This window comes from Terriglobales bacterium, assembly GCA_035624475.1.
GTDB lineage: Bacteria > Acidobacteriota > Terriglobia > Terriglobales > Acidobacteriaceae > DASPRL01.
In genome coordinates, this window is sequence record DASPRL010000090.1 from 1 (window position 1) to 12339 (window position 12339).

The 12339-nt window shown below is 66.4% G+C and carries 12 protein-coding genes; 4 read left to right on the plus strand and 8 right to left on the minus strand.

The features are described 5' to 3' along the window. Positions 1-346 precede the first annotated feature (346 nt). The 8 genes from VEG08_03910 to VEG08_03945 all read right to left on the minus strand — a co-directional run bounded on the left by VEG08_03910 (position 347) and on the right by VEG08_03945 (position 7396). Complete coding sequence (locus VEG08_03910; GenBank protein ID HXZ27128.1) at positions 347-730, minus strand: hypothetical protein; 384 nt, start codon at positions 728-730, stop codon at positions 347-349. A gap of 110 nt (positions 731-840) precedes the next feature. Further along, the gene (locus tag VEG08_03915; GenBank protein ID HXZ27129.1) at positions 841-2238 is read right to left on the minus strand and encodes an RHS repeat-associated core domain-containing protein; all 1398 of its coding nucleotides are present in this window, start codon (positions 2236-2238) and stop codon (positions 841-843) included. A gap of 53 nt (positions 2239-2291) precedes the next feature. Beyond that, positions 2292-3125: a tetratricopeptide repeat protein gene (locus tag VEG08_03920; GenBank protein ID HXZ27130.1), complete on the minus strand. Its 834-nt coding sequence runs from the start codon at positions 3123-3125 to the stop codon at positions 2292-2294. A 148-nt stretch (positions 3126-3273) separates the two neighbouring features. Further along, positions 3274-4002: a peptidoglycan-associated lipoprotein Pal gene (gene pal, locus VEG08_03925; protein HXZ27131.1), complete on the minus strand. Its 729-nt coding sequence runs from the start codon at positions 4000-4002 to the stop codon at positions 3274-3276. A gap of 107 nt (positions 4003-4109) precedes the next feature. Beyond that, a complete protein-coding gene (tolB, locus tag VEG08_03930; GenBank protein HXZ27132.1) occupies positions 4110-5453 on the minus strand; it encodes a Tol-Pal system beta propeller repeat protein TolB in 1344 nt (447 codons plus the stop codon). 28 nt (positions 5454-5481) lie between these two features. Then, positions 5482-6273, minus strand: a complete 792-nt coding sequence (locus VEG08_03935; protein ID HXZ27133.1) for a TonB family protein — start codon at positions 6271-6273, stop codon at positions 5482-5484. Next, on the minus strand, positions 6257-6685 hold the full coding sequence (locus VEG08_03940; GenBank protein HXZ27134.1) for a biopolymer transporter ExbD: 429 nt from the start codon (positions 6683-6685) through the stop codon (positions 6257-6259). Before VEG08_03940 ends, VEG08_03935 begins: the two co-directional genes overlap by 17 nt. Beyond that, on the minus strand, positions 6686-7396 hold the full coding sequence (locus VEG08_03945) for a MotA/TolQ/ExbB proton channel family protein (protein ID HXZ27135.1): 711 nt from the start codon (positions 7394-7396) through the stop codon (positions 6686-6688). Positions 7397-7549: 153 nt separating this feature from the next. Here VEG08_03945 and recN point away from each other — a divergent pair, with 153 nt between their 5' ends. The 4 genes from recN to shc form a co-directional block, all read left to right on the plus strand. After that, positions 7550-9256 (plus strand): DNA repair protein RecN, encoded by a 1707-nt coding sequence (recN, locus tag VEG08_03950; GenBank protein ID HXZ27136.1) that lies wholly within the window; start codon positions 7550-7552, stop codon positions 9254-9256. 12 nt (positions 9257-9268) lie between these two features. Continuing rightward, a complete protein-coding gene (locus VEG08_03955; protein ID HXZ27137.1) occupies positions 9269-9709 on the plus strand; it encodes a cytochrome c oxidase assembly factor 1 family protein in 441 nt (146 codons plus the stop codon). 203 nt (positions 9710-9912) lie between these two features. Then, complete coding sequence (locus VEG08_03960; GenBank protein HXZ27138.1) at positions 9913-10887, plus strand: 4-hydroxy-3-methylbut-2-enyl diphosphate reductase; 975 nt, start codon at positions 9913-9915, stop codon at positions 10885-10887. 8 nt (positions 10888-10895) lie between these two features. Further along, positions 10896-12339 (plus strand): squalene--hopene cyclase (gene shc / locus VEG08_03965; protein HXZ27139.1); only part of this gene is annotated, 1444 nt, incomplete at its 3' end.

The window sequence follows — 12339 nt, forward strand, 5'->3', positions numbered from 1 at the left end:
CGCGGCCCCGATCTTGGTTGTGCGGGGGAGTTGAACCCTCGGCACTTGGGCGATCGTTTCTTTTCACGCTCTCGCCTTCCCACCCTTTGCAAAAACCGCAAAGGGTGGGGCACCCTCAGGGTTTAGGGTGGGCCACCCGCCACCCTCAGGGTTTAGGGTGGGCCACCCGCCCACCTCCAAGTCCGGAAAGACTCAGTGCAGCGGATGGGGCACCCTAAGGACTTTGAGTGGGCCACCCGCCAGCCTTGCGAGGGATCTCTCTTGGCCGCTCTGCGGGCGCGAGCGATCCCGCGAAGAAAGACAGCGGGAGTCCGCAGCCGAAACCGTGAGCTGCAGTCGACTCGCCTCAAGCGATCTCAGCGGCGCTACCAAATGGGCGGTCCAGCAGCTCCCGCAAGATGCGCGAGAAACCCGGGATGATTCCGTCATACCTGAAGTTGCCCTCAACGCCGAACAATCCGACCATTCCGTCGCACTGCCCGTGTGCAATCCGGAGCGAATTACCGTTCTCCGCGAGGAGGGCCTTCACGAGCGCTCGCCGTGCCTCGGGGGAGTCACTCTTCGGGAAGGGTATACCTAAAAAACCGACGACAAGCGAGGACGTTATGCTCGACAGCGTCGCCTTGTGCTGCATGAGCGTAGTAACGACACTGCTGATGAGGACGGGCAGTTCGTCAGGTGCTGTGTCGTCAAGGTTGATCAGCACAAACTGGAAATGCTTTCGTTCCATTCTTCCCTTTGGGAGCTCTCCGCCACGCTCGAGCGTGCGTGACAGTTCCGGGGGGAGAAATCTGTCAGGGTCCCTGCCCGCCTCCAGGCGTCTCAGCCTTTGGAACATTGTCATCTCCCTGGCCCCGTTATGAACGAGCCGATGAATTGTTGTAGCTGCAGGAGTTGGTTAAAGTCCTGCGGTCCGCCGATCTCCGGCCCACACTCGCTGATCGCAAACGAAACTCGCATCTCCATCTCCCGCAGAAGAGCCTGCCCTTCTGGTGTTGATCCTAGCTTGGTCAAGTAGGCCACAGCCGCCGCCACGTCGCCTCTTGCCAGTAGGGCACCTACTCTAAAGATGGCGGTCGCAGCAGGGGGACTGGCTTGCAATGTTGCCAACTGCCACAGCGATGCGAGTCCTCTCCCACCAGTGCCAACGGCTGCGGCTGAAAGGTACCAAAGCGCGTAGGTCCGCCAGTCCGTCATCGTGGCGGCAGTTACCTGCAAGGATCGCTGCGAGAAAACGGCCCGCGCGTACCAATTGAGTTGGTCAGTCGGCGGCGCCGCGAGCGCGATCACCCCCGTGCCCCCAGTCCCCTCGTCTGGGTTCGAGAAGTTGTAGCCCAGCTCCCCCGTTCTCCCGTTGTATGACAACGAGTTGACGTCGACCGTCCCGTTCACATACACACCGTTGTCCGTGTCGCTATAACAATCCCCGGTCTTCACTGTTACCGTGACCGACCCGGATGACTGATCCGAAGTATAGATGCAGTCAAGGCCGCTCGGATCGATCGCATTCAGTGGGTTATTAGCAGCATAGGAATAGGCGGTCCAACTCTGAGGGGCGTCGTTAGCAGCTCCGAAATTATCTGGGTCTGGGCTGAGAAACCGGCCGATGGCGGACCCGAGATATCGAGCACCAGAATAATCGAGCCCGCTCTCGCTGTCGCGCTCTTTGCCGGTGAACTTGTGGGTGGTTCCGGTGTCGCCCGAGGTCTGCTCGCCGTAGGGCTGGTAGTCGAGCGAGTCCTGGATGGTGCGGTCCACCTTGGTCAGCAGCCGCGTCGAGCCCAGGTGATCCGCCAGAACAAAGTACGTGGTCGCGTCCTTGTACTCCGCCAGCAACTGCCCGTTCAGCGCGATGTACCCCGCCGACCAGCACCACTGCCCGCCTGTGCAGCCGTTGTTGTACTCGGTCGCCACCTGCCCCCCGAGGTCATAGAGATAGTCCGTACCCGCGCTGCCCACCGTCTTGCTGGTGCGGCGTCCCAGGGCATCGTACTTGTAGGTGGCCGCACCCCCATCCACCGCGATGATGCGGTTCTCGGCGTCGTAAGTGTAGGTGTGCGTGCCGTCCCCGATCATGTTGCCGGCCCCGTCATAAGAGTATCCCACCAGACGGTTGTTGGTGTCCGCGGCGGCGTGGAAGGTGTAGCAATTTCCTCCGCCTCCGGTCTGGTCGGTGCGGTTGCCCCAGGCATCGTAGGTCCAGGAGAGCCCGCTGCAGGGGTCTCCCGGGGCCGTCATGCTCAGCAGGCGGTTCAGCGTGTCGTAGCCATAGACCCGGCTGAAACTCTGGGTCAGCGGGCCGTTCGCCCCGCGGCCCCCAGCTTGCGCAGGCGCTCGCGGGCCTGGGTGGCTTCGGGGGAGCGAGGATAGCGCGCCACCAGGCTCTGCAATTCCTTGACGCCGGCGCTCTGCCGGCCCAGGTCGAGCAGGGCGAAGCCCTTCTTCAATTGCGCGGCGGGCACCTTGTTGTTGCCGGCGAACTGCTCGATGACCACGTCGTAAGCCTTGATGGCGCCTTCCAGGTCGCCCTGCTTGTAGCCGATCTCGCCCAGGTAGAACTGCGCATTCCCGGCCAGGTCGGTGGTGAGGTAGTACTTGAGGTAGTCGGAGAACTCCTGCTGGGCGAGGGTGTAGCGGGCGGCGTTGTAGTCGCGCAGGGCGTTGTTGTAGAGGGCGTCGGGGGGCGGGGCCTGTCCGGCGGCGGCGGCCGGGGGAGGCGCGTCCGCGCCGATGTTCTGCTGGCCGCTCTTGAGATCGTCGAGCTGCTTGCTGATGGCCGCCAGCTTGGCCTTGAGCTCGTCCACCGAATCGTGCAGCGCCTGGATCTGTCCCTGCACCTGGTCGGAGCGCGCGCCGGCGTCGTTGTGCAACTGCTCCACCTGCTTGCTGAGGTTGTCGACCGAGGTGGTCATCTTGTTGATGTTGTCGCTGGTCTGCTCGACCAGGTTCTTCATCACGCCCATGCGCTCGTCGAAGGACTGCTGCATGCGCGCCATCTGGTCCTGCAACTGCTGTACCTGGGTCTGGAGCTGGATGATCTCCTTGCTGACGCCGAAGGCCGGGAGGGCCGCAGCCAGCAGCAGCAGCAGCAGCGCGAAGCGGAGAAAACACCGTCGGAAAGTCATAGTCACTCCACCTTAGAGACTAGGATGCGCGGTTGCAAGCGGGCGGTGGGCCCGTACCCTCAGGGTACATGGAGGCGCGCGCCGGGGAAAGAGCCTGCGAGGGCGAGCGGGCGGGGGCGGCGCGTGCCGCCCCCGTACCAGCCCGAGGTTACTTGCCGTAGACGAAGTGCGCCCGGCGGTTCTGCTGCCAGCACTCTTCGGTGTGTTCGGTGCAGAAGGGCTTCTCCTTGCCGTAGCTCACGGTGCGGACGCGGCTGGGATCGATGCCGGCCTGCACCAGGAAGTCGAGGGCGGAGCGGGCACGGTTGTCGCCCAGGGCCTGGTTGTACTCGATGGAGCCGCGCTCGTCGCAGTGTCCCTCGATGGTGAAGCTGATGTTGGGATGCTGCTTGAGGAAGGCGGCATCCGCCTGGAGGGCGGCGCGAGCGTCGTCGCGGACGTTGTATTTGTCGTAGTCGAAGAAGGCGTCGCGCATGTTCTGGTTGAAGAGCTGCTCCTCGGTGGCCGAGGGCGGGGGCGGCGCCGGGGCCGCGGTCACGGTGACCCGCGCCGTGGCTTGCTGGGTGCCTCCCGGACCCTTGGCGGTCAGGGTGTAGGTGGTGGAACCGCCGGGGGTGACGCTCTGCGAGCCGTTGGCATCCACCTTGCCCAGGCCGGTGATGTCCACGTCGGTGGCGTTCTCGGTGCGCCAGGTCAGGGTGGTGGACTGCCCCTGCTGGATGCTGTCGGGGTTGGCCGTCAGCGACGCGGTGGGGGCGGGCGGCGGCGGGGGCGGGGGCGCGGGCGGCGGCACTTCCTTCTTGCCGCAACCGCCCAGCAGCAGGATCAGGGCCAGCCCGGAAACAAGCGTGAACCACTTCAGCGTGCTCTGCTTCACCGTATCCTCCGAATACTGCGGGATCTGGTTATTACTCTCGTGTTACCGCACAAGTCCGATATTATCGTTGCACGATACGGTACAACCGGCGAAAGCGGGAATGCAAGTCATTTAGCGCCCCAGTTGGGCTGCGTGTTACTCCCACTTCGGGTGAGTGGCTGCGGGTGGGTGCCGTCGGCCAGCATCATCCAGATCTGGTCGCCGCCGGCGCGGCTGGATTGGAAGACGATGTGGCGCCCGTCCGGCGACCACGAGGGAAAGTCGTTGTTTCCGGCCTCATGCGTGAGCTGCACCCACTTCCGGGTGACCACGTCCAGCAGGTAGATGTCCTGGCGGCCGGGCTCCCCGGGACCATACGAACGGGTCCACGCGAAGGTAAGGAACTGCCCGTTGGGGGACCAGGAGGGCGAGACGGCGTAGCCCTGGTCGGTGATGCGCTGCACGTTGGTGCCGTCGGCGTCCATGATGTAGATCTGGGGCAGGCCGCTGCGCCCGCTCACCCAGGCGATCTGGGCGTTGGTCTTGGGGTTCCAGCAGGGCGCGACGTCGGGGCCGCGGTAGGCGGTCAGGCGCTTGAGGTTGGCCCCGCTGGCGTCGATGACGTAGATCTCCGGGTCGCCGGGCAGGGAGGAGGAGAAGGCCAGCTTGCCGCCGTCGCTCGACCAGGCGGGCGAGATGTTGGTGCCCTTGAAGCGCGGGAAGCTCACCAGCCGTCCCAGCTCCAGCGAGTACATGAGGATGTCGGGGTTGTTGTACTTGTAGGAGGTGAAGGCCAGGCGGGAGCCGTCGGGCGAGACCCGGGGTGAGAGCGTGATGCTGTCCAGGTGGGTGACCTGCTTCTGGTTCTGGCCGTCGTAGTCCATCACCCAGACTTCCTTGTGGCCGCTGCGGTTGCTGATGAAGTAGATCTTGCTCTCGGCGATGCCGGGAATGCCGCCGCCCAGGCGGAAGATGATCTCGTCGGCGAAGCGGTGAGCGAGGAGGCGGGCATTGTCCACGGTGGCCGCCTCCTTGTACTGCTTGCCCAGCACCACCGGCGAGGCCGGGTTCTTCACATCCGCCAGCCAGCCCTGCACCAGCACATCCTTGTCGAAGACGCCCAGGCTGCCGAAGGCCACCATGCCGGCGTTGGGCGGGGGATTGCCCCAGGCGTCCAGCTTCAGTTCCTGGGGCGTTCCCGGCACCTGCAGCGGGTAGAAGCTCTTGGAGACCAGCTCGAAGATGCCGGCGTTGTCGAGGTCGTTCCACAGGGTGTCGTTGAAGGCCTTCATCAGCTCGGGCGTGTTGCCCTGGGTGGAGGAAGGCTTGAAGTCGGGGACGGCCAGGCGGACCTTCTCCACCCCCAGCCCGGTGCCGGTGCGGATCCAGTCTTCCTGGGAGAAGGCGGAGAGGGAGAGGAATGCGGAGCTTGCCAGGAATGCGAACAGCAGAAGAGCCCGAGTCGCTTTCATCGTTTCACCGTCCTCTGCTCGAGTTGCGTCATCGGCGGTAGTCGAACCAGAACTCCACCGAGACCCTGCTGCCGCCGTAGTCGGAGGGCAGCGGTCCGAAGGTGTCGATGCGCTGCAGCGCGCGCGTGGCCGAGAGGTCGAGCGAAGGCACGCCGCTGGACTGCTCGACCTGGATGTTGGTGGGCTCGCCGTTGCGCAGGATGTCGAAGGTGATGTAGACGCGGCGGGCGGAGGTGATGCTGGGGTCCACCTCGTACTTCAGCCAGTTCTCCGAGACCTTGCGGCGCACCACGTCCACGTACCAGCCGTAGCGGCTGCCGAAGTCGCCGCCGCCGCCGGTCATGCTGAACCCGCCCTTGGCATTGGGAGTGCTGAAGACGCCGTAAGGCCCGCTGACCGGCCCGCCCTGCCCGAAGGGGACCACGTTGGAAGGCTGGGGCGGCGGCTGCGGGCGAGGCTTCTCGCGCGTGACGGTGCGCTCCGGCTTGGCGGGGGTGGCGCGCTCGGGAATGGCGATGGCCTCGGGCGCGGGCGTCTCCGCCGCCTGCGGCAGCGACTGGGAGACGCCCCGGGACTCGTTGGCCAGAACGTTCTCGGAGACGGCGGCGCTGGCGGGCAGGGGCACGGTGACGCTGGAGACCAGGGTGGCGCTCATGGCGCCGTCGCCGCCTCCGCCGCCGCCCCAGGATTCCCCGACCCGCCATCCCACGGCGTTATAAGCCACGATGGCGACGAAGAGCAGCCCGTGCAGCAGCGCCGAGGCCGCCAGGGGGCGCTTCCAGGGGCCGTGCTCGAGATAGATGTCAGCGCGGGCTGCCATGGGGCTGCAAGGGCTGCGTCACGATGCTCACGTTGGTGATGCCTGCTTGCTTCACCGCATCCATCACGGTGGCGAAGGCGCCGAAGGGGACCTCCTCGTCGGCGCGCAGGAAGATGGACTGGTGTTCGGGGTCGCGGACCTTCTGACGCAGCCTGGCCGCGATCTGGTTGATGTTGACCGGCTCGTTGCCCAGGAAGACGCGCTGCTGCCGGTCGATGGTGATCACCAGCCGCTCCTCGGTGATCTCCTTCACGGTGCGGGTCTTGGGCACTTCCACCTCGATGCCCGACTGCAGGATGGGAGCGGTGAGCATGAAGATGATGAGCAGCACCAGCACCACATCCACCAGGGGAGTGATGTTGATGTCGGCGAGCGAGGTCTGGGTGCGGCCTTGGGCGTTGGTGAAGGCCATCTAGCGGCCTCCTGGAGCGGGCGGCGCCTCCTGGGTGCGCTCCACCGCATTGAGGAACTCGAGCGCGAAGTCGTCCATGCGCGCCCCGAACTCGCGGATGTTGTTCTGCAGGAGGTTGTAGGCGATGACCGCGGGGATGGCGGCGGCCAGGCCGGCGGCGGTGGTGATCAAGGCCTCGGAGATGCCAGGGGCCACGGCGCGCAGGGTGGCGGCGCCGGCGGTGCCCAGGCCGTGGAAGGCGTCGATGATGCCCCACACCGTCCCGAAGAGCCCGATGAAGGGCGTGACCGCGCCGGTGATGGCCAGCCAGGGCAGGGAGCGCTCCATGCGCGTGAGTTCCTCGGAGGCGGCGATCTGGGTGGCGCGCTGTACGGCGGTGAGGTTGCGCACGGTGCCGTGAGGATTGGCGCCCTGGCGCCGCACCTCCTGCCAGCCGCCCTCGAAGACCGCGACCAGAGGGCTGGGCTTGAACTGCTCGCTCACGGCGGAGAAGTCCTGCAGGCGCATCATCTTGCGGAAGGCGCGCATGAAGCGGCCGCTCTGCCGGCGTGCCCGGCGGAAGTGTCCCCACTTGGACAGGATGACGGCCCAGGAAAGCACGCTGAAGCCCAGCAGGATGAGCAAAACGACCCGGGCGACCAGGCCGCTCTGCAGGATCAGATTGACGATCTCACCACCGACGGCGACGAGGACGAACGAGAAGGTAGGCATGGGTCCGAGATGAATCACCGAGCTAGCCCACATTATAGACCAGCGTTTGCGATGCGGGCGGCGGCCATCCCGGCCCCGAAGCAGGAAAGCCGGTCCTAGGTCCCGCCGAAGGTGTGCTATGCTGCGCCCGACTTTTTCTTTCCAGGACACACGGTGCTGCTGGAGCTGCGCGTCGAGAATTACGCCGTCATCGACCAGGTGGCGGTGGAGTTCGCCCCGGGACTGAACCTGCTGACCGGAGAGACGGGTGCGGGCAAGTCCATCCTCATCGACGCCCTAGCGCTGCTGCTGGGGGAGAAGGCCTCGAGCGAGGTGATCCGCCACGGCGCCGAGAAGGCGGTGGTCGCGGCCGTCTTCCGGGTCGAGGGAGCGCAGGCCGCCGCCATTCTGGAGGCTAACGGCTTGGACGAGGAAGCGGGCGAGATCATCCTGCGCCGCGAGATCGCCGCCGGGGGCAAGGGCCGGGTCTTCATCAACAACCAGCCGGCCACGGTGAACGTGCTGCGGCAGCTCGCGCCCGAACTGGCCTCCATCCACGCCCAGAACGAGACCCTGATGGCCTTCGACGCGAGCGCGCGCCTGGCGCTGCTGGATACCTACGCCGGAACCGCGGTCGGGCCCGCGAGCGCCGCCTTCGAGAAGTGGCGGAGCATCCGCCGCCACATCGAGGAATTGGAGCGCGACGAGCAGGACCGCCTGCGCCTGGTGGACCTGTGGTCCTTCCAGAAGAAGGAGATCGAAGACGCGCGCCCGGAGGCGGGCGAGGACGAGCGCCTGGAGGCGGAGAAGCGCGTCCTGGCCGACGCGGAAAAGGTGCGCGCCGCCGCCCTGCATGCCTACACGCACCTCTACGACGGGGAAAGCGCGGCGGCGGCTTCGCTGCGAGCCGCCATCCGGCGGGTGCAGGAGCTGGCGGGTTACGACGAGAAGACCTTCCGCGAGGACCTGGCGGCGCTGGAGTCGGCGCGCATCGCGGCCGAGGACTCGGCCGGAAAGCTGCGCGAGTTCGCCGAGCGCATCCAGGCCTCGCCGGAGCGGCTGGCGCAGGTCGAAGACCGGCTGGCGCTGCTCGACCGGCTGAAGCGCAAGTACGGGCAGACGCTGGAAGCGGTGATCGCCTACGGCGCCGAGGTCACGCGCAAGCTCAACGAGGTGGAGAACCGCGACGAGGTGCTGCGCCGGTTGCGCGCCGAGCTGGCCGCCGCCGCCGGCGAGTATCTGCGCGCCGCGCGCGCTCTCTCCCGGCAGCGCGCCGAGGCCGCGCGCAAGCTGGAGAAGCTGGCGGAGGACGAGATCAACGACCTGGCCATGAAGGCCAGGTTCCGCATCGAGCTGAGCGGTGGGGAAGAGGAAGGGAACTGGACCGCCGCCGGCTTCGACCAGGTACGCTACCTCATCTCCACCAACCCGGGCGACCCGCTGCGCGCGGTGGAGCAGATCGCCTCCGGAGGAGAGCTTTCGCGGGTCATGCTCTCGCTCAAGGCCTGCGTGGAGAGCGGCGGGGTAGAGCCGGGGGGGCGCGCGCGCCGCACCTCGCGCCCGGCCGCGCCGCGCACCCTGGTCTTCGACGAGATCGACTCCGGCATCGGGGGACGCGCCGCCGAGGCGGTGGGGCGCAAGCTGAAGTCGCTGGCCCGCAGCCAGCAGGTGCTGTGCGTCACCCACCTGCCGCAGATCGCCTCCTTCGCCGACCAGCACTACCGCATCGACAAGAAGGAAGCGGGCGGGCGGACGCGCACCAGCATCAGCCGCCTGGACGAGCGCGAGCGCACGCAGGAGGTGGCGCGCATGCTCAGCGGCGCGCGCCTGACCGAGACTTCTCTGAAGCACGCCGAGCAGTTGCTCAAGACCAACGCCTGAGGAGGCATCGCCATGTCCGCCACTGCAACTCCGGTTCCGCCGCAACCCCAGGGGTGGTTCGCCCGCCACTGGAAGGCCGTGGTAGGGGTAGGCTGCCTGGGAGTGATCATCCTGGCCGTCGCCTTCGTGGGCGGCATCATGCTGCTGGTCATGGGCAGCATCCGCTCCTCCGACGCCTACCAGCAGGCCCTGGCTAAGGCCAAGGCCAACCCGGAGGTGGTTCTGCGCCTGGGCCAACCCATCCAGCCGGGCTGGTTCATCAGCGGCAGCATCAACGTCAGCGGGGCGGCCGGCGACGCCGATCTCTCCATCCCCATCTCCGGGCCCAAGGGCAAGGGAACCGTTTACGTGGTGGGAAAGAAGAGCGCCGGAGAGTGGAGCTACACCCGCATGGAGGTGGAGGTGGAAGGGCAGCCCGGGCGCATCGACCTCTTGGCCCCCAACCTGCAATAGCTGCTGGAAGCTCGGCCCGCTGGCCCGTCCCGGGCGGCTGTTCGACCCCGGTTTTGCCTGATTCAGCGCTTTCAAAGGCGCCGGCGCAGAGGCCCATGCTAGAGTTCGAGTAACCCAGCTAATCCCCGTTGCATCTATAGGTTAGCCCCCCAACTTGGGGTTTTCGGATTGGCCATTCTGCGGGTATACTGGGCGACATCGGAATGACAGCTTCGAACAACGGCAAGACGCTGCTGCTGCTGAAGCCCCGGGGGTTCTGTGCCGGGGTGGTGCGCGCCATCGACATCGTGCGCATCGCCCTGGAGACCTTCGGCCCGCCCATCTACGTGCGCAAGGAGATCGTGCATAACCGCTATGTAGTGGAGGAGTTATCGGGCAAGGGCGCCATCTTCGTGGACAGCGTGGAGGAGGTTCCGGCGGGCGAGCGGGTGATCTACAGCGCCCACGGCGTCTCGCCGGAGGTGCGCGACGCCAGCCAGCACCGTAACCTGCGGGTCATCGATGCCACCTGCCCGCTGGTGACCAAGGTGCACGTGGAGGCGGTCAAGTTCGCGCGCGAGGGCTACTCTCTGGTGCTGATCGGGCACCGCGACCACGACGAGGTGATCGGCACCCTGGGCGAGGCCCCCGTGGTGACCCAGGTGGTGGGCACGGCCGAGGAGGTCGAGTCGCTCACCGTCCCCGACCCGGACCGCGTGGCCTACCTGACCCAGACCACCCTCAGCCTGGACGAGACCCGGGACATCATCGAGGCGCTGCGCCAGAAGTTCCCCAACATCCACGGCCCGGCGGCGCAGGACATCTGCTACGCCACCGAGAACCGGCAGACGGCGGTGAAGCAGATCGCGGGCAGCGCCGACCTGCTGCTGGTGGTGGGCTCCGACAACAGCTCCAACTCCAAGCGGCTGGTGGAAGTGGCTCGCAGCCTGAACGCGCCCTCTCACCTGATCGAGAATTACCGCGCCATCTCCCCGGCCTGGCTGGAGGGAGTGAAGACGGTGGCGCTGACCGCCGGCGCTTCCGCCCCCGAATGCCTGGTGGAAGAAGTGGTGGCGTTCCTGGCCAAGGAAGGCTTCACCAACGTCCAGGAGGTGGAAGTCATCGCCGAGAACGTGCGCTTCGGCCTGCCTCCGGAGATCGTGGAGGCCATCTCGCCCGCGCCGGCGGCCGCGGAGTAATCCCCCCTATGGCAGAAACACCCGGCGAACGGCGCTCCCTGGCGCCCATGCTCTTCGGAAAGATCGACGACATCAAGAGCCGCGTGGCTGCGGCGGTGGATGCCACGCGCAAGTACCTGCTCTCCCAGCAGCACGAGGACGGCTACTGGTGCGGCGAGTTGGAGGCCGACACCACCCTGGAATCCGACTACATCCTGCTGCACGCCCTGCTGGGCACGGGCGACCCGAAGCGCACGGCCAAGGCCGCCCGCTACATCCTGCAGCACCAGAACGAGGACGGCGGCTGGGGCATCTACCACGGCGCCCCCTCCAGGGTGAGTGCCTCGGTGAAGGCCTACTTCGGGCTGAAGCTGGCGGGCTACAGCGCCGAGCACCCCGCGCTGGCGCGCGCCCGCAAGAAGATCCTGGAGATGGGCGGCGTCACCCAGGTCAACACCTTCACCAAGATCTATCTCTGCTTCTTCGGGCAATACAGCTACGAGACCGTGCCCGCCGTCCCCCCGGAGATGGTGCTATTCCCCAGCTGGTTCTGGTTCAACATCTACGAGATCTCGTCGTGGTCGCGGGCCATCCTGGTGCCGCTCTCCATCGCCTACGCCAAGAAGCCCTTCAAGAAGATCCCACCGGAGATGGGGGTGCAGGAGCTGTTCCTGCACGGCTTCAACAAGAAGGACATGCGCCTGCACTGGGACCAGCGCCAGATCGTGAGCTGGCGCAACTTCTTCCTGGTGCTGAACCACATGACCCACTGGTTCGAGCGGGTGCACGTGCGCCCGCTGCGCTCGATTGCGCTGAAGGTGGCGGAGCGCTGGATGCTGGCGCGCATGGAGAAGAGCGACGGCTTGGGCGCCATCTACCCGGCGCTCATGAACTCCATCATCGCGCTGCGCTGCCTGGGCTATTCGGTGGACGATCCCCAGTTCATCCGCGCCATGGACGAGTTCGAAGCGCTGGGCATCGAGGAAGAGGACAGCTTCCGCATGCAGCCCTGCAAGTCGCCGGTCTGGGACACCGCCTACGCCCTGTTCGCTCTGGGAGAGAGCGGCGTGCCCGCCAGCGATCCCCGCATGGTGAAGGCCGCCGACTGGCTGCTGCAGAAGCAGGTGACCCACCGCGGCGACTGGTGCGTGAAGAACGGCGGCGCCCAGCCCGGGGGCTGGTACTTCGAGTTCAACAACGAGTTTTATCCCGACGTGGACGACAGCGCCATGGTCATGCTGGGCCTCAGCCATGTCGACCGGCCCGACGACCGCTACCAGCACGAGTCGGTGGAGCGCGCCCTGCACTGGGTGCTCTCCATGCAGTGCCGCAACGGCGGCTGGGCCTCCTTCGACAAGGACAACGACCGCATGGTCTTCCAGTACATCCCCTTCGCCGACCACAACGCCATGCTGGACCCGGCGACGGTCGACATCACCGGGCGGGTGCTGGAGTGCCTGGCCAGCTACGGCT

Coding starts and splice junctions, on each gene's coding strand:
- VEG08_03935 (HXZ27133.1), bottom strand. CDS start 6,273: ATGGCAGCCCGCGCTGACATCTATCTCGAGCACGGCCCCTGGAAGCGC.
- VEG08_03915 (HXZ27129.1), bottom strand. CDS start 2,238: ATGACGGCCCCGGGAGACCCCTGCAGCGGGCTCTCCTGGACCTACGAT.
- VEG08_03945 (HXZ27135.1), bottom strand. CDS start 7,396: ATGCCTACCTTCTCGTTCGTCCTCGTCGCCGTCGGTGGTGAGATCGTC.
- tolB (HXZ27132.1), bottom strand. CDS start 5,453: ATGAAAGCGACTCGGGCTCTTCTGCTGTTCGCATTCCTGGCAAGCTCC.
- VEG08_03910 (HXZ27128.1), bottom strand. CDS start 730: ATGGAACGAAAGCATTTCCAGTTTGTGCTGATCAACCTTGACGACACA.
- VEG08_03920 (HXZ27130.1), bottom strand. CDS start 3,125: ATGACTTTCCGACGGTGTTTTCTCCGCTTCGCGCTGCTGCTGCTGCTG.
- VEG08_03960 (HXZ27138.1), top strand. CDS start 9,913: ATGACAGCTTCGAACAACGGCAAGACGCTGCTGCTGCTGAAGCCCCGG.
- VEG08_03940 (HXZ27134.1), bottom strand. CDS start 6,685: ATGGCCTTCACCAACGCCCAAGGCCGCACCCAGACCTCGCTCGCCGAC.
- VEG08_03955 (HXZ27137.1), top strand. CDS start 9,269: ATGTCCGCCACTGCAACTCCGGTTCCGCCGCAACCCCAGGGGTGGTTC.